The 18,598-nt window shown below is 72.2% G+C and carries 16 protein-coding genes and 1 pseudogene; 6 read left to right on the forward strand and 11 right to left on the reverse strand.

Going from position 1 to position 18,598, the window contains the following annotated elements:
- The first annotated feature begins 5 nt into the window (after nt 1-5).
- Complete coding sequence (locus tag ACFC1X_RS16940; RefSeq protein ID WP_376354132.1) at nt 6-698, forward strand: alpha/beta fold hydrolase; 693 nt, start codon at nt 6-8, stop codon at nt 696-698.
- A 130-nt stretch (nt 699-828) separates the two neighbouring features.
- Here the strand turns inward: ACFC1X_RS16940 and surE are convergent, their stop codons facing one another.
- The 4 genes from surE to ACFC1X_RS16960 all read right to left on the reverse strand — a co-directional run bounded on the left by surE (nt 829) and on the right by ACFC1X_RS16960 (nt 5,473).
- The gene (gene surE, locus ACFC1X_RS16945; RefSeq protein ID WP_376354133.1) at nt 829-1,887 is read right to left on the reverse strand and encodes a 5'/3'-nucleotidase SurE; all 1,059 of its coding nucleotides are present in this window, start codon (nt 1,885-1,887) and stop codon (nt 829-831) included.
- A 342-nt stretch (nt 1,888-2,229) separates the two neighbouring features.
- Nucleotides 2,230-3,588: an MFS transporter gene (locus tag ACFC1X_RS16950; protein WP_376354136.1), complete on the reverse strand. Its 1,359-nt coding sequence runs from the start codon at nt 3,586-3,588 to the stop codon at nt 2,230-2,232.
- Nucleotides 3,589-3,806: 218 nt separating this feature from the next.
- Nucleotides 3,807-4,838 (reverse strand): LacI family DNA-binding transcriptional regulator, encoded by a 1,032-nt coding sequence (locus tag ACFC1X_RS16955; RefSeq protein WP_376354138.1) that lies wholly within the window; start codon nt 4,836-4,838, stop codon nt 3,807-3,809.
- A gap of 77 nt (nt 4,839-4,915) precedes the next feature.
- A complete protein-coding gene (locus ACFC1X_RS16960; RefSeq protein ID WP_376354141.1) occupies nt 4,916-5,473 on the reverse strand; it encodes a dihydrofolate reductase family protein in 558 nt (185 codons plus the stop codon).
- Between the two features lie 376 nt (nt 5,474-5,849).
- On the opposite strand from ACFC1X_RS16960, the gene ACFC1X_RS16965 reads away from it, so the two are divergent.
- From ACFC1X_RS16965 to ACFC1X_RS16975, 3 genes are all read left to right on the forward strand, one after another.
- Nucleotides 5,850-7,661 carry an ATP-binding cassette domain-containing protein gene (locus ACFC1X_RS16965; protein ID WP_376354144.1) on the forward strand — a complete coding sequence of 604 codons (1,812 nt, stop codon included), beginning with the start codon at nt 5,850-5,852 and terminating at the stop codon, nt 7,659-7,661.
- 88 nt (nt 7,662-7,749) lie between these two features.
- A complete protein-coding gene (locus ACFC1X_RS16970; RefSeq protein ID WP_376354147.1) occupies nt 7,750-8,685 on the forward strand; it encodes an acetoacetate decarboxylase family protein in 936 nt (311 codons plus the stop codon).
- A gap of 14 nt (nt 8,686-8,699) precedes the next feature.
- Nucleotides 8,700-10,298 carry a succinic semialdehyde dehydrogenase gene (locus ACFC1X_RS16975; protein ID WP_376354149.1) on the forward strand — a complete coding sequence of 533 codons (1,599 nt, stop codon included), beginning with the start codon at nt 8,700-8,702 and terminating at the stop codon, nt 10,296-10,298.
- A gap of 51 nt (nt 10,299-10,349) precedes the next feature.
- On the opposite strand, the gene ACFC1X_RS16980 is transcribed toward ACFC1X_RS16975, so the two are convergent.
- Entirely contained in the window at nt 10,350-11,573 is a 1,224-nt protein-coding gene (locus tag ACFC1X_RS16980) for an NADH:flavin oxidoreductase/NADH oxidase family protein (RefSeq protein WP_376354152.1), read from the reverse strand.
- A 95-nt stretch (nt 11,574-11,668) separates the two neighbouring features.
- Here ACFC1X_RS16980 and ACFC1X_RS16985 point away from each other — a divergent pair, with 95 nt between their 5' ends.
- Nucleotides 11,669-12,268: a TetR/AcrR family transcriptional regulator gene (locus ACFC1X_RS16985; RefSeq protein WP_376354153.1), complete on the forward strand. Its 600-nt coding sequence runs from the start codon at nt 11,669-11,671 to the stop codon at nt 12,266-12,268.
- Here ACFC1X_RS16985 and ACFC1X_RS16990 read toward each other — a convergent pair.
- On the reverse strand, nt 12,261-12,839 hold the full coding sequence (locus ACFC1X_RS16990) for a dienelactone hydrolase family protein (protein WP_376354156.1): 579 nt from the start codon (nt 12,837-12,839) through the stop codon (nt 12,261-12,263). The genes ACFC1X_RS16985 and ACFC1X_RS16990 overlap by 8 nt on opposite strands.
- A gap of 87 nt (nt 12,840-12,926) precedes the next feature.
- Between ACFC1X_RS16990 and ACFC1X_RS16995 the strand changes: the two are divergent.
- Nucleotides 12,927-13,073: pseudogene (locus ACFC1X_RS16995) on the forward strand (short-chain fatty acyl-CoA regulator family protein); the annotation flags it as partial.
- A gap of 39 nt (nt 13,074-13,112) precedes the next feature.
- Here the strand turns inward: ACFC1X_RS16995 and ACFC1X_RS17000 are convergent.
- The 5 genes from ACFC1X_RS17000 to ACFC1X_RS17020 are packed head-to-tail and all read right to left on the reverse strand — an operon-like array spanning nt 13,113 to nt 18,523.
- A complete protein-coding gene (locus tag ACFC1X_RS17000) occupies nt 13,113-13,886 on the reverse strand; it encodes an enoyl-CoA hydratase (RefSeq protein WP_376354159.1) in 774 nt (257 codons plus the stop codon).
- Nucleotides 13,887-13,888: 2 nt separating this feature from the next.
- Nucleotides 13,889-14,785, reverse strand: coding sequence for a 3-hydroxyisobutyrate dehydrogenase (gene mmsB / locus ACFC1X_RS17005; RefSeq protein ID WP_376354162.1), 897 nt, complete (start codon nt 14,783-14,785; stop codon nt 13,889-13,891).
- Nucleotides 14,782-15,849, reverse strand: coding sequence for an enoyl-CoA hydratase/isomerase family protein (locus ACFC1X_RS17010; protein ID WP_376354165.1), 1,068 nt, complete (start codon nt 15,847-15,849; stop codon nt 14,782-14,784). Before ACFC1X_RS17010 ends, mmsB begins: the two co-directional genes overlap by 4 nt.
- Nucleotides 15,846-16,994: an acyl-CoA dehydrogenase family protein gene (locus ACFC1X_RS17015; protein ID WP_376354168.1), complete on the reverse strand. Its 1,149-nt coding sequence runs from the start codon at nt 16,992-16,994 to the stop codon at nt 15,846-15,848. The genes ACFC1X_RS17010 and ACFC1X_RS17015 overlap by 4 nt, the downstream gene beginning before the upstream one ends.
- Before the next feature lie 5 nt (nt 16,995-16,999).
- Nucleotides 17,000-18,523: a CoA-acylating methylmalonate-semialdehyde dehydrogenase gene (locus tag ACFC1X_RS17020; RefSeq protein ID WP_376354171.1), complete on the reverse strand. Its 1,524-nt coding sequence runs from the start codon at nt 18,521-18,523 to the stop codon at nt 17,000-17,002.
- Nucleotides 18,524-18,598: the final 75 nt, after the last annotated feature.

Here is an 18,598-nt window from a genome sequence, read left to right on the forward strand (position 1 = left end):
CGCTGATGAAGTTGAACGTTCATGAGAACGGCACCGGTGACAAGGTCGCGCTGCTGATCCACGGCGGCATGTCCGACCACCGCACCTGGCACGCCGTCGAGGACCACCTCGTCGGCCTCGGCTACCGGGTCGTCGCCCCCGACCTGCGCGGACACGGCCGCAGCCCCCGTGGCGAGTACCGTCCCGCGCTGCTCGCCGAGGACCTGGTGGAGAACCTGCCGGCCGGCGCGGACGTGGCGATCGGGCACTCGCTGGGCGGTCTCTCCCTGGCGCTCGCGGTCTCCCGGCTGGAGCCGGGGCGTGCCGTGTACTCCGACCCCGGCTTCCTGCTGGGCAACGTGCCGGCCGGGGCCACCGCGGGCATGCGGCAGATGGTCGCCTCCGCGACCGCCGAGAGCGTACGGGCCATGAACCCGAGGTGGTCGGAGCAGGACGTGGCGGCGGAACTGGCGGGCTTCGCGCTCTTCGATCCCGAATTCCTGTCCGCCATCGAGCAGTTCGAGCAGGGCTACCTGCCGGAGACGGCCGTCGTGCCCTCGCTGGTGCAGCTGGCCGATCCCAGCCTGTGCGTCGACGCGCGGGGCGCGGCACGGCTCGAGGAGCGCGGCTTCGAGGTGTGCGTGGTGCCGCGGGCGGGACACTGCATCCACCGCGACGATCCGCAGGCGTTCCTGAAGTCGCTGGACGGCTGGATCTGAGCCCGCCCCCGTACGCCGTGAGACGCCCCCGAGCGTCGTGAGAGGGCCCCGGCGCTCCCCCCTGAGCGCCGGGGCCGTCGTGGTGGGGGTGGGAGCGGCGGCGTGTGCCGCGCCGCTCCCACCCCGGTCCTCAGTGGCCGCCGCGCACGAAGCGTTCCAGCGGCCGGGTCTCCCGGCCCGTGTGGGTGCGGTCCGGGCCGACCGGTGTCACCGTCACGTAGCCCCGCTGGAGCAGGCCGAAGTCCGGGCGGCGCTTGGTCTCGGGGCGGCAGTCCGGTGAGTCCGGCACACAGAGCCGGCCACCGATGGTGAAGGTGTCGCCGTGCGCCGTGTAGCGCAGCTCGACCAGCTTCTGGGTGCCCACGGACGTCCACGCCGTCCCGCGGGGACGCTGTCCCGGCGCGTGGTGCGGGTAGTTCACGTTGACGACGTACTCCGTTGTGAGCAGGTCGCGTTGGCGCAGACCGGCGATGAACTCGGCCCCGAACTCTGCGGTCTTGCGGTAGGTGTGGTCCGCGACCTCCAGGGAATCGGTGACGGCCGGGTCGTAGGAGCTGTTGAGGGCGACCGCCGGGACACCCTCGTCGATCGCGGCGAGCGCTGCCCCCACGGTGCCCGACTCGTTGACCACGGAGGCCACGTTCGGGCCGTAGTTGCTGCCGGTGACCACCAGGTCGGGGCCGTCCTTCCAGCCCGCCTTGGCGGCCAGTCCGCCACGGGTCGCGAGCCGCACGGTGTCCGCGGGCGTCGCGCTCGGCGTGGACGGCCCGCAGGGCGCCGCTCCCTTGCAGACCCCGTACACCGCGCCGCCGCCCGGCGCTCCGGAACAGTCGCCCGCGTACCCGGCGGGCAGCGTGGCCCGGCGCTGGACGGTCAGGGAGCCGGCGCTCGTGGCGCTGGTGCCGGCGCCGCTCTGGTTGGCCCACGGGGCCATGACGACGACGTCGGCGCCGGCCGCGCACAGGGCGCGGCGGACCTCGTACAGGCCCTTGCCGTCGGAGGCGTTGGGGCGGGCCATCTGCATGGAGTCGTCGTTGCTGAGCAGGACGCGCAGTCCCGCGAGCGGCCGCCGGTCACCCTCGTGCCCGGGTCCGGGTCCGGGTCCGCCGTGGGCCGCTCGCGCCTGGGTGCAGGCGAGCAGCACGGTGCTTGTCGCGGCGAGGGCGGTGAGTGTTCTGCGTCGGTTCACGGTGCGTCTCCTTGGGTGGGCGGTGTGGGCTGTGCGGGCGGGATGGGCTGCGCGGGCGGTGTGGGCGGTAGCGGTGGGGGCGTGACGGGCGACGGCCAGGCCGATGGCCGGTCCGGTGTTGTGGCCGATGTCGTGGCCGGTGCCGTGGTCGGTGCCATAGCCCGAGTCACGGCCGGTGCTGTGGCCCAAGTCGCGGCCGATGCCGTGGCCAGAGTCGCGGCCGGTGCCGTAGCCGGTGTCCTGGCCGATGTAGCTGCCAGTGCAGTGGCCCGAGTCGCGGCCGGAGTCACGGCCGGTACCGTGGCCGAAGTCGCGGCCGATGCCGTGCGGGCGGGCGTGGGATCACCGGACGCCGCGGACGCGCAGTACGCCCACCGCGCCGATGAGCGAGACGACGGCGGCGACCGGGAACAGGGCCTCGTAGCCGCCGGCGGCGACGATCCAGCCGGCGATGGAGGGGGCCAGGATCTGCGGGCCGGCGTTGGCGATGTTGATGACGCCCATGTCCTTGCCGGCGTCCTCGGTGCGGGGCAGCACCTTGGTGATCAGGGCCATGTCGACGGCCATGTACACCCCGAAGGCCAGACCGCCGGCGATGTTGTACGCGAGCATGCCGCCCTCGGTGGGCCACACCATCGGCAGGGTCAGGGCGAGCGCGGCCGCGATGCCGGAGGTGAGGACGAAGGGCTTGACCCGCCCGACCCGGTCGGCGATGGGCCCCACCACGACGGAGGCGATCACCGTGCACACGGCGTTGACGATCATCAGGAAGCCGACCGTCGGCAACAGGTCCTGCGGCGGGACCTCGATGTGCTCCGCGAGCAGGAACATGTTGTACGTGAGGACGATGAAGTAGCCGAGCATGACGCCGAGTCGCGACAGGAAGGCCCAGCCGAAGTCCGGGTGCCCCTTGGGGCTGACCCAGAAGTTGGTGAGGAACGCCCTGAGCGAGAACCGTTCCCGCGGCAGGGCACGGGCGTCCTGGTCCGGGGAGACGATCACGAACATGATGGCCGCGGCGACGACGACCGCCGCGATCAGGTAGTAGCCGTTCTCCCCGGCGAACCGCCCGCCGAAGCCGCCGATCACGCCCTCGAAGCCGAACTTCTCACCGGGCACACCGCCGATGACCAGCGCGGCGGCGATCGTGCCGAGCGGCACGCCCAGCCCGACCAGCGCGGAGAAGGTGCCGTACCTGGCGGCCGGTACCCGGTCGGGCATCGTGGCGGTCAGGGCCGCCTGGTAGCCGTTCATGATGAACTGCACCACCCCCCAGCTCAGACCGAGCATGGCGATGCTCGCCGCGTGAGCCTGACCGACCAGGGCGAGCGCTCCGAGCACGGCGCACAGCAGGATCCAGGGCGCACGGCGGCCGAACCGGGAGCGGGTGCGGTCCGAGAGCTGTCCGAACACCGGGTTGCCGACGGTCGCGAGAACGGCGCCGATGGTGCTGGCGGTGGACAGCGCGGCGGTGTCGTTGGTGCCGGTGATCTGCGCGACCTGGAGGGGGAGCAGGAAGCCGCCCACGCCGAACCAGAGCAGGTACAGCGCGATGTTGGCGACCGGCAGCGTGGCGTGGAGCCGGCCGAGGCGCGCGGGGACGGCCGGGGCGCCGGCACCCTCGCCCCCGTGATCGGCCATGGCGGTGGCGGGCACGGTCGGGCCGGGCGCGGGGGTCGTGGGCGTCGAGGTCGCGGGCACGTTTTCAGGAAGTGAATGAGTCATCAGGGCCCCTAGGAAGGCGATGCCGGAACAGCGGGACGCGGGGTGGGGCACGCGTTCGGCAGGAGCGTAGATGACACGTGTAAGCATGGGAAGGTGTCGTACACCCCTCGATGCTTTTCGTTACTTCCGAGGGGGGCTGTGTTGAGAAGTTGGAGGAGTCGCAGGCCGGAGCGCGCTCGAACCGGGGGTCCGGGTCAGGCCGATTCGCGCACGACGATTTCCGCGCGGAGCATGTCGTGGGTCTCCGGCGGCGTGTCGGGGGCGCCGATCAGCCGGTCCAGCAGTCGGGCGATCTCGCGCGAGGGCATGTAGTCGAGACGGACGGTCGTGAGCCGGGGCCGGAGCAGTCTGCCGATCAGCAGATCGTCCGCGCCGACGACCGCGATGTCCTCCGGCACACGCACTCCCGCGTCCTGCAGCGCGCGCACGGCGAGCGCCGCGTACTCGTCGTTGTACGCGAACAGGCCGTCGACCCCGTCCGCCGCGCACTGCCGAGCCCACCGCGGCGCGGCTTCCTCGTCGAGGGACAGGGTCTGCCGTACGACGGTGGCGCCGCCTTGGGCCCGGGCGGCTCGCTCGACACCGGCCAGCCGGGGCTCGGCGAACCCGCGCAGCGAGGAGTCGACGGGCGTGATCACGCCGAGGGTCCTGCGGCCCGCCGCCAGCAGATGGGTCGCCGCGTGGAAGCCGACCTGTTCCTCATCGGTCACCAGGGCATGCGCGCCCGCGACGGGCGCCGGACCGAAGTCGAGTACGACCTTGACGCCGGCCTGGTGCAGGACGGCCACGGCGTCCTCGTCCATGCTGTCGTCGCGCAGCGACAGCACGGCGTCGGGCCGCAGTTCGGCCCAGCGGCGGCCGGCGTCCGCGCCCCGGACGCCGGTGGGGCCGTAGAGCACGGCCGTGTGGCCCAGTGCGGACAGCTCCTGCTGCAACTCGGCGAACGTGCGCGCGAAGAGCGGCCCCACGGTGACCGCCGGCGCGGTCAGCAGCACGATCCCGCTGCGTCCGGCCCGCAGGGCCCGCGCCACGGCGTGCGGCACGTAGCCGAGTTGCCGGGCGGCCTCCCGTACCCGCTCACGCGTCGCCTCGCTGACGCGCCCGCCCTCGGTGTCGTTGAGGACGTAGGAGACCGTGGCCCGCGACACCCCGGCGGCACGTGCCACGTCACTGCTGGTGGGCGGGGTACCGACGGGGCGGGGCGAGGAGGACGAGGGCGAGGCCATGTTCGTCATCTTCGCAGAGGGGTGAGGCGGGCCACCGCCCCCCTGGCGTCCGCCCCCGGTGAGACCGGCCGTGCGGTTCAGCGGGTCCGGTAGCGCGCGTAGATCAGTCCGCTGTCGAAGGCACGCTCCTCGACCATTTCCAGATCGAGGCGTACGCCGTCGGGGAAGAACCTCTTGCCGCCGCCGACCACGCTGGTGGTGATGAACAGGTGGTACTCGTCCACCAGACCGGCCGCGATCGCCTGGGCCGCGAGGTTGGGGCCGTCGACGGTGAGGTCGGCCTCGGCCTCGGCCTTGAGCTTGCGCACCGCCTCCGGGTCGAAGGTCCGCTCGATCCTGGTCTTCGCGCTGGACACCGACTCGAGCGTCGTGGAGTACACGACCTTCTCGGCGGCCTGCCAGTCGCGGGCGTACTGCAGGATGTGCGGCGGCTGGTCGGGCTCGGTGTGCGCGGTCTCCCAATAGACCATCGTCTCGTACATCCGGCGGCCGTAGAGGTAGGTGCCGACAGGGCGGAAGAGGTCGTTGATGAAGGTGTGCACCTCCGGATCCTCGGCCCCGGTGCCGAGGTCGCCCTCGGCCGCCTCGGCGTAACCGTCGAGCGAGGTGACCATCGAGTAGATGAGCTTTGCCATGGCTCTCCTTCGGTAGGGGCGCATAAGTCTGTCAGCGGTCCTGCGAACCATGACCCCGACAGGGCCCGGAACTCATCGGTCGGCCGACCCACTGACGGACGCCCTGGCCACCATCGGCGATTCGGCCACGTCCGTGCGCGCGGGACCGGCTCCAGCAACGAGCCGCCCCGTTCGCTCCCTTGGGCGGCAAGGGGTCCAGCGCGTCCGGAATCGAGCGCGTTCGATTCCGGGTCCGCCTCGTTGTGCCGGGCACCACCGAGCCGTCCAGGCACGGTACCGACCTTCAGGAGGGACGCAGGTGACTGTGACTCACGCCTCGACCGCGAACGAGGGAACGCCGCCCCCTCCGCCACCGGCTGCCCTCACCTTCGGGGGGATGCACGGCAAGAACCCGCTGGCGGATGCCAGTTTCGCGGCGATGTGCCGCCGCCTGCCCTCGGTGCTGGGGCACACCGCGCGGCTGGCGTGGGCCGTCGACAGGGCAGGCGTCGTCCTGCTCCTCGCCTGTCAGCTGCTCACCGGCGTCGCGGCCGCCGTCGTCCTCGCGTTCACCGCTCGGGCCATGACGCACATCCTCGGCAACGGTCCGGTCTCCGAACGCCTGGACGGCGCGCTGCCCGCCCTGGTCGTGGTGACGGCCGCGGCCGCCGTCGGCCGGATCAGCGGCGCCCTGTCCTCCTACGCCGACGGCCGCATCACTCCCCTGCTGATGACCGAGGCGGACGTCGCCCTGGTCGCCGCCGTGTGCCGGGTGGAGTCCTCGGCGTACGGCGAGGACGGCTTCGCCGACCGGCAGGAGGCCGCCGAAGTCGGCGTGACCCGCACCCGGATGATGGTCCAGGACGCCCAGCGGTTCATGTCCGCCCTGATCCGCATGGTCGCCGCGAGCGGAGTCGTCACCGCGCTGCACCCGCTGATGCTGCCCCTGCTCCTGCTGGCCGTCCTCCCGGCCGGCGCCGGAGCCGTGCTGTCCGCACGCGTCACGTACGAGACCCACTACCTCAACGTCGGCGACCGCAACGTCCGGACCATGATGCGCTGGTGGGCGACCTACTCCCGGCACGGCGACGAGGTCCGCGCCAACGGCATGACCGGCTACCTCCTGAACTGGTACCGCGCGCTGTCCGACCGCATCGACCGGCGCACCCTGACCGCGGCCCCGCGCATGCTGCGCATCGTGCTGTCCACCAGCGCGCTGGGCGGGGTCTTCCTGCTGGGCACCTGGGCCACCCTCGCCTGGCTGACGGCCGACGGCCGGGTCGCCCTGCCCGTCGCCGCCACCGCCGTCGTCGCCGTGCAGACCACGCTCGCGGCGCTGTCCCAGTTCGTCATCCACGGCGCCGCGATGTTCCACACCTCGCTCTACCTGGCCGACATGCGGGCCTTCCTCGAACTGGCCGCCGAACGCGCGCCCCGGCGCGGGACGTCGACCATTCCCGAGCGAGTGGACGAGATCCGGATCGACGAAGTGGTCTACCAGTACCCCGGCAAGGACGAACCGGCCGTCGCCGGGGTCTCGCTCGCGCTCCGCCGGGGCGAGATCCTGGCGATCGTCGGCGAGAACGGCTCGGGCAAGTCCACCCTCGCCAAACTCATCACCGGCATCCTCCTGGCCGACAAGGGGCGCGTCTCCTGGGACGGAGTCGACCTCGCCGACGCCGACCCCGACGCCGTGTGGAAACGGACCGCGCTCGTCCCGCAGAACTTCGCCTGCTGGCCCCTGCGCGCCCGCGAGAACATCACACTCGGACAGCCCAGGACCTTCGACGACGGACCCGTGTGGGACGTCGTCGACGCGGTCGGCATGCGCGAGGCCGTGGAGAAGCTTCCCCAGCAGCTCGACACCCTCCTCGCCAAGGAGCTGTGGGGAGGCGCCGAACTCTCCGGAGGCCAGTGGCAGCGCCTGGTCTGCGGACGCGCGCTGTACCGGCGGACACCCCTGCTGATCCTGGACGAGCCGACCTCCCAGATGGACGCCCGCGGCGAACACGCGATCTTCCTGGAGATCAAACGGATCGCCGCCGAGCGCATGACCATCGTGGTCACCCACCAACTGGAGAACACCCGCCTCGCCGACCGCGTCCTGGTCATGGACCGGGGCCGGGTCATCGAGCACGGGACGTACGAGGACCTGGTCGGCGCCGGCGGCCTGTTCGCCGAACTGGTGGCCCTGGCCAAGGACAGGTGACCGGACTCCCCCCAGTGTTGACGGTGCTTACATGACCGGGTTAGCTTCATGTATGCACCGTCAACATGAGCGCAAGGGAGCTGCTCCGATGCCATCGAGCCCACAGGAACCGGACGGGCGGGACAGGGTCGAGGTCGATCTGGGTGGCCGCACGGTCACCGTCCCCAGGGGCGGCCTGTACGACCGGTACCGGATGGACACCGACCTCGACGAGGTCGCCCGCGACCCCCGCGTCAGCGGGGTGGACTTCTTCCGGCGGCTGCCCAAGACGCGGGTCGACTCCGCCATCGGCCCCACCCTCACCCCGAACTTCTACTACCGCGTCTCGACCGCCCGGCTGACGATGCCGGCCCCCTCCCGGGCGATCCGCTCCCGGCTGCCGAAGGAGCTCGCGCCGCTGGAGGTCGCGCCCGGGCTCGGCCTGGTGTCGGTGATGTTCTTCCGCTACGACGTGTGCGACATCGACTTCTACACCGAGGCCGCCGTCGGCATCGCCGTCAAACCGGCCCGGCACGGCGGGCTCGGCTTCTTCGATCTCGTCGCCGGTCTGAAGAACGAACACCTCGACTCCTACGTGCTGGCCCTGCCCGTGAGCACCCGGATCGCCCAGGTCCGCGGCCACGACGGCTACGGGTTCCCCAAGTGGGTCACCGCCCTCGACGTCGACATCGACGCGGACCGCACTACGGCGCGCGTCGCCAACGACACGGGCGGCACCGACCTCTCCCTCTCGGCGGCCACGCCCGCGCAGACCGCCCACCCCGGCGGCGCGCGCGTCACCTCGCTCACCTCGTACACGACGATCGACGACGCGTGGCACTCCACCCTGAGCCAGACCCATGTGCTGTCGGCCGGTACGGCACGTCTCCCCCGCGGCCTCACCCTCCAGGTCGGCCAGGGCCGCATGGCCGACGAACTGCGCTCGCTCAAGCCGAGGAGAACGGTCCAGTTCGACGTCGTGACCGAGGGCCAGCTCGCCCTGCACATGCCGGTCCCCACCTCCGTCCAGAGCCGCAGCCAGTGACAAGGAGCCCCACCATGGTCACCGACCACGCCACCCGCCCCACCACCACCCGCGGCCCGGCCCTCCCGGCGTCCCTGACCCCGGCCCTGCTCACCCGGCTGACCGCACGGGTCTCGGCGGCCGCGGACGCCGAACGGGTCACCACCAGCGCCCCGTACACCGGCCTCCCGCTGGCCGACATCCCGGTCTCGACGCCCCCCGACGTCGAGGACGCGTACACCCGCGCCCGTGCCGCCCAGCAGACCTGGGCCGCCACACCCGTCGAGCAGCGCAAGAGGATCCTGCTGCGCTTCCACGACCTGGTCCTGGCCCGCCAGGACGAGGCGCTCGACCTGATGCAGGCCGAGAACGGCAAGACCCGCCGGGACGCCTTCCTCGAAGTGACCGACATCGCGATCACCGCCCGGTACTACGCCCGCAACGCCGCCAGGTACCTGAACCCCAGGCGACGCCGGGGCGCGATCCCCGTCCTGACCCGCACGACCGAACTGCGCCACCCCAAGGGCGTGGTCACGGTCGTCTCCCCGTGGAACTACCCGCTGAGCATGGCGGCCGGCGACGCGCTCCCGGCGCTGATGGCCGGCAACGCCGTGGTCCAGAAGCCCGACACCCAGACCGCGCTCACCGCGCTGTGGGCGCTCGACCTGATGCACGAGGCCGGGCTGCCGGACGGGGTGTGGCAGATGGTGATCGGCCGGGGCGGCTCCATCGGCCCCGCCCTCATGGACAACGCCGACTACATGATGTTCACCGGCTCCACCGCGAGCGGGCGGAGGATCGCGCGCGACGCCGGGGAGCGTCTCATCGGCGCGTCCCTCGAACTCGGCGGCAAGAACCCCATGATCGTCCTGGACGACGCCGACATCGAGAAGGCCGCCGAAGGCGCCGTCGCCGCCTGCTTCCCCTCGGCGGGCCAGCTCTGCGTCTCCGTCGAGCGCCTGTACGTGGCCGAGTCCGTCCATGACGCCTTCGTCGCCGCGTTCGTCGCCCGCACCGGGAAACTCGAGCTCGGCGCCGCGTACGACTACGGCGTCGATGTCGGCAGCCTCACCACCGTGTCCCAGCTGAGGACCGTCACCACGCACGTCGACGACGCCGTGGCCAAGGGCGCGACCGTCCTCGCGGGCGGCAGGGCACGGCCGGACCTGGGGCCACTCTTCTACGAACCGACGATCCTGACCGATGTCACCCCCGACATGACGCTGCACGACCAGGAGACCTTCGGCCCCGTCGTCTCCGTCCACTCGTTCCGTGACGTCGAGGAGGCGATCGCGCGGGCCAACGCCACTCCCTACGGCCTCAACGCCAGCGTGTGGTCCGGCAACGGGGCCCGGGGCAGGGCGGTCGCCGCGCGCGTGCGCGCCGGAACCGTCAACGTCAACGAGGCGTTCGCCGCCGCGTGGGGAAGCATCGACGCGCCGATGGGCGGCATGGGCGACTCCGGACTCGGCCGCCGCCACGGCGCCGACGGCATCCTCAAGTACACCGAGCCCCAGACCGTCGCCCACCAGCGCCTCCAGGGATTCACGCCGCCCGCCCGCGTCTCCCCCGAAGCCTGGGCCAGGCTCCTGACGGGGGCGCTGAAGGTCCTGAAGGCGACAGGGGTTCGCTGAGCCTTGGTCCGGCTAAGCGGGGCGGCGCACCGCCTCGTCGCCCCGCGAGGCCTACAGCCAGGCACGGTAGCGGCGCAGTGCCCCGCGCTGCTTCCACTGCTCGGAGAGCAGGGTGTACACCGGGTGGATCCGGGGCCTGGGGTCACTTCCGCGGGCGAGGCGGCGCATCTGGTGCCGGACCCGTGCCATGCCCGCGGCCGAGGCGAGGGCCTTGTCGGACCAGGTCACCGGTGTCATCTGCCGGTCGGCTTCGCGTTGGTTCCGCCAGCGGTCGGGCAGGTCGGGAGTGACGGCGAGGGCGGTGCCCATGCCGACGACGCCCACACCGCTGTCGAGGACCCGCTCCGCGGTGGTCCGCCGCGTGATGCCACCGGTGAGCATCAGCGGGAGGGGACTGGTCCTGACCAGCTCGCGCGCCAGGTCCAGGAAGTAGGCCTCGCGCGCCTGGGTGCGTGCGTCGGCGGAGCGGCCGGTCATCGCGGGGCTCTCGTAGCTCCCGCCGGACAGTTCGACCAGGTCGACGCCGAGCGGTTCGAGCATCTCGATGACCTGACGGGCGTCGTCGGCGTCGAATCCGCCGCGCTGGAAGTCGGCGGAGTTGAGCTTCACCGCGACCACGAAGGACGGCGAGACGGCGGCACGGACGGCGCGGACGACGTCGAGCAGCATCCGCGCGCGGTTCTCCGGCGACCCGCCCCACCGGTCGGTGCGCCGGTTGACCAGGGGAGACAGGAACTGCGACAGCAGATAGCCGTGGGCGGCGTGGATCTCCACACCGTCGAAGCCCGCCTTCTCGGCACGGTGCGCCGTGACCGCGAACCGGGTCACGGTGGCGTCGATCTGCTCGGGGGACATGGCTTCCGGACGGCCGAAACGACCGCTGTGCCGCCCCAGGTCGACGCCGACGTCGGAGGGACCCCACACGACGCCGGGCATGTCGGAGGCCACCTGCCGGCCGGGGTGGTTGATCTGCATCCATATCGCGCCACCGGCGGACTTGCCGGCCTCGGCCCACGCGGCGAACGGCTCGAGCGGCGCGTGCTCGTCGAGCACGACGCCTCCGGGGCCCGTCAGCGCCTCGGCGTGCACCATGACGTTGCCGGTGATCAGCAGTCCGCTGCCGCCGGCGGCCCAGCGCCGGTAGAGCGCCGGCAACCGCTGGTCGGGCAGCTGGCCGTCGCCCGCCAGGTTCTCCTCCATCGCCGCCTTGGCGATCCGGTTCTTCAGCACCTGTCCGGAGCGCAGGGGCAGCGGCGAGAACAGCTCGCTGGTCATCCCGATTCCTCTCGTTCGTCTCGGTCACCTACGATGTATGCATCGTTCACATTAGAGGACGATGTAAGCGCCGTAAACATAGAGAGGTGTGACCTGTGCCGCAGGCCAGCACGTACCACCACGGCGATCTGCGCGCCGCCTGTCTGCGAGCCGCACGCGAACTCCTCGAAGCAGACGGCAGCGCCGGCCTTTCGCTGCGCGCGGTCGCCCGGCGCGCCGGGGTGTCGGCGACGGCCCCCTACCGCCACTTCGCCGACCGCGACGCCCTCGTCTCCGCGGTGGCCGCCGAGGGGTACCGCGAGCTGGCCGGCTACCTCGCCGAGGCCCACCCCGCGCCCTCGACGCCCGACGAACTCGCCGCGGTCGCCGTCGCCTACGTCCGGTTCGCGCTCGACCACCCGGCCCTGTTCCGGGTGATGTTCGCCGAGCCCTGCGACCCCACGAGCGAGGAACGGGTCGCCGCCACCGCGGCCATCTCGGAGTACGTCCGCGGCATCGTCCGCGCCACCTTCCCCGAGGTGGACGCGGACGCCCTGTCGACCACGGTGTGGGCCCTGGTCCACGGCCTCGCGTTCCTGCACCTCGACGGCAAGCTCGACACCTCCACCCCCGAGGTGGTCGCCACGCAGGTCCAGGCGGCCGTGCACGCGCTGTTCGACGCCTCACCGGCGGTCCGCGAGGTGCCCCCTACTTGATGCGGTCGAGGAAGCCGAGCACCCGATGGGCGACCTGCTTCGCGGCCTGCTCGTCGTAGGACGGCAGGCTGCTGTCGGTGAACAGGTGCCTGTCGCCCGGGTAGAGGAACAGCTCGGCGTCCGTCGCCGTCTCCACGAGCGCGCGGGCGGCGTCCACGTCGCCCTCCCCGGCGAAGTAGGGATCCGCGTCCATGCCGTGGATCTGGACCGGGACGTCCCGGGGCCAGGCGCCGCCGAACTTCGAGACCGGGACGCATGATTCGAGCAGCAGCGCGCCCTTCGCGCCGGGGCGGGTCTGGGTCAGCTTCTGTGCCGGCAGAGTGCCGAGTGAGAAGCCGACGTAGACGAGTTCCGCGGGCAGCTTCTCGGCGGCGGTGGTTCCGCGCGCGGTGATCGTGGCGAAGCCGGTGTTCCCGGCGTAGGTGAGACCCTCCTCAAGGGTGTCGAATACCTGCCCCTCGTACAGGTCTGGGGCGTGGACGGTGTGTCCGGCCTGTCGCAGCTGATCCGCGAACTCGCGAACGCCGGCGGTCAGGCCCTGTCCATGGTGGAAGACCAGCACCTCAGCCATGTTGCTCCCCTCGTACCGCGGCGCCCGGGCGGCGCCGCGGTACGAGTATGTCCGGGAGCACTGACACCCGGTCCGGTTCAGCGCTGCGCCGCCACCCCGATCGGCCTCGGCTGCCGGATCTGCGAGCGTCGTGACTGCGCGCGGCGGGCCCGTCCACCGGCGGGCGGGCGGCTGGCCGTCGATCCCGACCGGCGGACGTACGTGCCCTGTCCGGTGGAGAGCACCGGGGTGTGACGGCGCGGGGCCTTCGCAGGGCGGCCCGCGCCGTCCGGTTCAGCGATGCCGGAAGCTGGGTGACCGCTTCTCGGTGAAGGCCGCCATGCCCTCCTTCTGGTCTTCGGTGGCGAACACCGCGTGGAACAGGCGGCGTTCGAAGCGGACGCCCTCGGTGAGCGTGGTCTCGAAGGCGCGGCCGACGGCCTCCTTCGCCATCATCGCGACCGGCAGCGACATCCCGGCCACGGTCTCGGCGACCGCCAGCGCCTCCCCCACCAGCTCGTCCGCCGGCACGACCCGGGAGACCAGCCCGGCCCGCTCCGCCTCGGCGGCGTCCATGGTGCGCCCGGTGAGGCACAGTTCCATGGCCTTCGCCTTGCCCACCGCGCGGGTCAGCCGCTGGGAGCCGCCGATACCGGGGATCACCCCGAGTTTGATCTCCGGCTGGCCGAAGACGGCGGTGTCGGCGGCGAGCAGGATGTCGCAGAGCATGGCCAGCTCGCAGCCGCCGCCCAGCGCGAATCCGGCGACGGCCGCGACGGTCGGGGTCCGCAGCTGTCCGAGCCGGTCCCAGGCGGCGAACCAGTCGGTGAGGTACATGTCCATGTACCCCTGCGGCCGCATCTCCTTGATGTCGGCGCCGGCCGCGAACGCCTTGGCCGAACCGGTGATGACGACGCAGCCGCAGTCCGGGTCCCGGTCGAGGGCCTCGGTGGCGGCCACGACCTCGTTCATCACCTGGAGGTTGAGCGCGTTGAGTGCCTTCGGCCGGTTGAGGGTGAGCAGGGCGGTGCGGCCCTTGCGCTCGACCAGGATGGTCTCGAAGTCCATGGTCACGTGGCTTCTCCGCTCAGGTTCCTGATGCTACGTACGATGCCCGAGAAGTCCTCCGCGTCACCGACCCGTTCGGCGTGGGCCGCGAACAACTCTGCGGCTCGGAGGCCGAGTTCCGCGTGTACGCCGCCCTCGTGGACGGCGTTGGCGGCCAGGCCCAGGTCCTTGGCCATCAGGGACGCGGCGAAACCGGGCCGGTAGTCGCGGTTGGCGGGGCTGGTCGGCACCGGGCCGGGGACGGGGCAGTTGACGCTGAGGGCCCAGCACTGTCCGGATGCCGTGGAGGCCACGTCGTACAGCGCCTGGTGGGACAGTCCGAGGCTCTCGCCGAGGACGAACGCCTCGCTGACGGCGATCATGGAGACGCCGAGGATCATGTTGTTGCAGATCTTGGCGGCCTGTCCGGCTCCCGGCCCGCCGCAGTGGACGGCCTTCTTGCCCATGGCCTCCAGCAGGGGGCGCGCCTCGGCGAACTCGGCCTCGCCGCCGCCCGCCATGAAGGTCAGCGTGGCGGCCTCGGCCCCGACCACCCCGCCGGACACGGGCGCGTCCAGGGCGCGCATCCCGGCGGCGAGGGCCCGCTCGTGAGCGGTGCGTGCGTCGGCGACGTCGATGGTGGAGCAGTCGAGGAAGAGGGTGCCGGGGCGGGCGGTGGCCAGGATGTCGTCGTAGAGGCCCAGGACGTGGCGTCCGGCGGGCAGCATGCTGACGACCACGTCGGCGACGGCGACGGCCTCGGTCACGGACGCGGCGGGCTCGACGCCGGTCCCGGCGGCGGCCTCCACGGCCGCGGGGACCAGGTCGTGGCCGAGCACCCGGTGGCCGGCCTTGGCCAGGTTGGCGGCCATCGGGCCGCCCATGTGCCCGAGTCCGACGAAAGCGACGGTACGGCTCACCAGGCCACCTCCTCGGGGGTGTCGGATCCGGCGGCGAGCCCGAGTTCGCGCTCGCCGAGGGGGGTGAAGAAGCGCTCGACGTCCGCGTCGGTGACGTCGCCGAGGGTGGCCGGCGACCAACTGGGGCTGCGGTCCTTGTCGATGACCTGGGCGCGGACTCCTTCCACCAGGTCGGGGCCGCGCAGGCAGGCGCAGGAGACGCGGTACTCCTGGTCGAGGACCCGCTCCAGCGGGCCGAGCCGTCGGGCGCGGCGCAGCGACGTCAGGGTGACCTTGAGCGCGGTCGGGGACTTGGTGAGCAGGGTCTCGGCGGTCTCCTTGGCGGCCGGGTCGCCGTGGGCGAGGAGCCGCCGGACGATCTCCTCGACGGTGTCCGCGGCGAAGCAGCCGTCGATCCAGTCCCGTCGACCGGCCAGTTCCCCCGGTGGCGGTTCCTGGACATGCCGCCCGAGGGCCTCGCGTACCGGCAGCCGGGCGAGGTCGTCGGCGAAGGCCCGGAGTGAGGCCGCGGGCACGTAGTGGTCGGCGAGTCCGCAGAGCAGGGCGTCGGCGGCGCCGATCTGTGCGCCGGTCAGGGCGAGGTGGGTGCCGAGTTCGCCGGGGGCGAGGGCGAGCAGGTGGGTGCCGCCGACGTCGGGGACGAAGCCGATGCCGGTCTCGGGCATGGCGATCCGGGAGCGTTCGGTGACGATCCGGACCCTGCCGTGCGCGGAGATGCCGACGCCGCCGCCCATGACGATGCCGTCCATGAGGGCGACGTACGGCTTCGGGTAGCGGGCGATCCGGGCGTTGAGCCGGTACTCGTCACGCCAGAACGCGGCCGAGGCCGTGCCGTCCCCGTCACGGGCGTCGTCGTGGATGGCGCGGATGTCACCACCGGCGCACAGGCCGCGCTCCCCCGCGCCGGTGACGACGACGGTCTCGACGGCCGGGTCCCGCTCCCACTGCGTGAGCGCCTCGTCGACGCGGAGCACCATCTCGTGGGTGAGGGCGTTCAGGGCCTTGGGGCGGTTGAGGGTGATGTGGCCGGCGTGGCCACTCGTACGGAACAGGACGTCGCTCATCCGAACGCCTCCGTCAGGCCGCGGGCCACGATGACGCGCATGATCTCGTTCGTTCCTTCCAGGATCTGGTGGACGCGCAGGTCACGGACGATCTTCTCGATGCCGTACTCGCTGAGGTAGCCGTAGCCGCCGTGGAGCTGGAGCGCGCGGTCGGCGACCGAGTAGCCGGTGTCGGTGGCGAACCGCTTCGCCATCGCGCACAGGTACGGCGCCTGCGGATCGCCCCGGTCGAGCGCCTGCGCGGCCTGCTGGACCAGGGCGCGGGCGGCGGCGAGTTCGGTCACCATGTCGGCGAGCCGGAAGCGCAGCGCCTGGGCGTCGAGGAGGCGTTGTCCGAACGCCTCGCGGTCGGCGAGGTGGGCGAGGCTGCGGTCGAGGGCGCTGTGGGCGCCGCCGAGGGAGCAGGCGGCGATGCCGAGCCGGCCGCCGTTTAGGCCGTTCATGGCGATGCGGAAGCCCTCGCCCTCGCGGCCGAGGAGCCGGTCGTCGGGCAGGCGGACCCCGTCCAGGACGACCTGGCGGGTCGGCTGGGCGTTCCAGCCCATCTTCCGCTCGTTCGGCCCGAAGGCGAGACCGGGATCGTCCTTGTCGACGACGAACGCGGACACGCCGTCGGCGCCCCCGCCGCCGGTGCGGGCCATCACCACGTACGACTGGGCCGCTCCGGCGCCGGAGATGAACTGCTTGACGCCGGTGAGCACCCAGCCGTCGCCGTCCCGTACGGCACGGGTCGTCAGGGCCGCCGCGTCCGAGCCGGCGCCCGGCTCGGTCAGGCAGTAGCCGGCGAGGTCGTCCATGGCGCACAGGCGGGGCAGCCATCGCTCGCGCTGGGCGGTGTCGCCGTAGCGGTCGATCATCGAGGCGACCATGTTGTGGATCGAGAGGTAGCCCGCGATGGACGGGCAGCCGGAGGCGAGGGTCTCGAACACGAGGACGCCGTCGGCCCGGCTCAGCTCCGAACCGCCGTACTCCGCACGGACGTAGACGCCTCCGAGTCCCAGCCCGGCCGCCTTGCGGAGCACGTCCACGGGGAAGTGCTTGTCGCGGTCCCAGTCCAGGGCGTGCGGGGCGAGGTGGTCCTGGGCGAAGTCGAGCGTGGTCTCCACGAGGGCCTGCTGGTCCTCGGTGAGCAGGGTGCTGGTCATGTCGCTCAGCCCATCGTGGGGATCGTGAAGCTCGCGCCTTCCCTCAGGCCGGCGGGCCAGCGTGAGGTGACCGTCTTCGTCCGGGTGTAGAAGCGGACGGCGTCAGGGCCGTGCTGGTTCAGGTCGCCGAAGCCGGAGCGCTTCCAGCCGCCGAAGGTGTGGTAGGCGACCGGCACCGGGATGGGCACGTTGACGCCGACCATGCCGGTGTTCACCCGCCGGGTGAAGTCGCGGGCGGTGTCGCCGTCGCGGGTGAAGAGGGCCACGCCGTTGCCGTAGGGGTGCTCGCTGGGCAGGCGCAGGGCCTCCTCGTAGTCGGCGGCGCGTACGACGGACAGCACCGGTCCGAAGATCTCCTCCCGGTAGACGCGCATGGCGGGGGTCACCCGGTCGAAGAGCGACGCTCCGGCGAAGAAGCCGTTCTCGTGCCCCTCAAGGACGAAGTCCCTCCCGTCCACGACGAGTTCGGCGCCCTCCTCGACGCCGAGGTCCACGTAGGAGCGGACCCGGTCCACCGCGTCCCGGCCGACCAGGGGGCCGAAGTCGGACTCGGGGTCGTCGCTGCGGCCGATCCGCAGCGAGCCGATGCGCTCCTTCAGCCGGGCCACGAGGGCGTCGGCGGTGTCCTCGCCCACCGGCACGGCGACGGAGATGGCCATGCAGCGCTCGCCGGCCGAGCCGTAACCGGCCCCGATCAGGGCGTCGACGGCCTGGTCGAGGTCGGCGTCCGGCATCACGATCATGTGGTTCTTGGCGCCGCCGAAGCACTGGGCGCGCTTGCCGTGGGCGGCGGCGGTGGCGTAGACGTGCGCGGCGACCGGGGTGGAACCGACGAAGCCGAGCGCCGCCACGCGAGGATCTTCGAGGAGGGTGTCGACGGTCTCCCGGGCACCGTTGACGACGTTGAGGACACCGGGCGGCAGCCCGGCCTCCAGGAACAGTTCGGCGAGCCGCAGCGGGACGGACGGGTCTCGCTCCGACGGCTTGAGGATGAAGGCGTTGCCGCAGGCCAGGGCGGGGGCGGCCTTCCACAGGGGGATCATCGCGGGGAAGTTGAACGGCGTGATGCCGGCGGCCACGCCGAGCGGGGCGCGCAGGGAGTGGACGTCGATGCCGGTACCGGCGTTGTCGGTGAACTCGCCCTTGAGCAGGTGCGGGATGCCCGCCGCGAACTCGACGACCTCCAGGCCGCGCTGGAGGTCGCCGTGCGCGTCGGCGATCGTCTTGCCGTGCTCGGCGGAGAGCAGCCGGGCCAGCGCGTCCTTCTCCTGTTCCACCAGCTGGAGGAACCGCATGAGGACCCGGGCGCGGCGCTGCGGGTTCCACTCGCCCCACTCGCGTTGGGAGTTGACGGAGTCGGCGATGACCGCCTCCGTCTCGGTGCGGTTGGCGAGGGGCACCAGGGCCTGGACCTCGCCGGTGTTGGGGTCGTACACCTCGCCGTGGGCCCCCGAGGTTCCCGGGGTGTGCTTGCCGCCGACGAAGTGGGTCAACTCGCGCACGGAGGCGCGTTCGTGCTCGCGGACCATGACTGCCTGCTCTCGTCAGGAGGGATCCGGGGATGGCGCACCGGTCCCGCACGCGCACGCCGGTGGCGTACGGGT

The organism is Streptomyces sp. NPDC056128, from assembly GCF_042263835.1.
Lineage (GTDB): Bacteria > Actinomycetota > Actinomycetes > Streptomycetales > Streptomycetaceae > Streptomyces.

What these genes read in the sequence shown, in the direction of transcription:
- ACFC1X_RS16940 (WP_376354132.1), top strand. Translation starts at nt 6, where the DNA reads ATGAAGTTGAACGTTCATGAGAACGGCACCGGTGACAAGGTCGCGCTG.
- ACFC1X_RS16955 (WP_376354138.1), bottom strand. Translation starts at nt 4,838, where the DNA reads ATGGCCTCGCCCTCGTCCTCCTCGCCCCGCCCCGTCGGTACCCCGCCC.
- ACFC1X_RS16960 (WP_376354141.1), bottom strand. Translation starts at nt 5,473, where the DNA reads ATGGCAAAGCTCATCTACTCGATGGTCACCTCGCTCGACGGTTACGCC.
- ACFC1X_RS16965 (WP_376354144.1), top strand. Translation starts at nt 5,850, where the DNA reads ATGCACGGCAAGAACCCGCTGGCGGATGCCAGTTTCGCGGCGATGTGC.
- ACFC1X_RS16970 (WP_376354147.1), top strand. Translation starts at nt 7,750, where the DNA reads ATGCCATCGAGCCCACAGGAACCGGACGGGCGGGACAGGGTCGAGGTC.
- ACFC1X_RS16975 (WP_376354149.1), top strand. Translation starts at nt 8,700, where the DNA reads ATGGTCACCGACCACGCCACCCGCCCCACCACCACCCGCGGCCCGGCC.
- ACFC1X_RS16980 (WP_376354152.1), bottom strand. Translation starts at nt 11,573, where the DNA reads ATGACCAGCGAGCTGTTCTCGCCGCTGCCCCTGCGCTCCGGACAGGTG.
- ACFC1X_RS16990 (WP_376354156.1), bottom strand. Translation starts at nt 12,839, where the DNA reads ATGGCTGAGGTGCTGGTCTTCCACCATGGACAGGGCCTGACCGCCGGC.
- ACFC1X_RS17000 (WP_376354159.1), bottom strand. Translation starts at nt 13,886, where the DNA reads ATGGACTTCGAGACCATCCTGGTCGAGCGCAAGGGCCGCACCGCCCTG.
- ACFC1X_RS17010 (WP_376354165.1), bottom strand. Translation starts at nt 15,849, where the DNA reads ATGAGCGACGTCCTGTTCCGTACGAGTGGCCACGCCGGCCACATCACC.
- ACFC1X_RS17015 (WP_376354168.1), bottom strand. Translation starts at nt 16,994, where the DNA reads ATGACCAGCACCCTGCTCACCGAGGACCAGCAGGCCCTCGTGGAGACC.
- ACFC1X_RS17020 (WP_376354171.1), bottom strand. Translation starts at nt 18,523, where the DNA reads ATGGTCCGCGAGCACGAACGCGCCTCCGTGCGCGAGTTGACCCACTTC.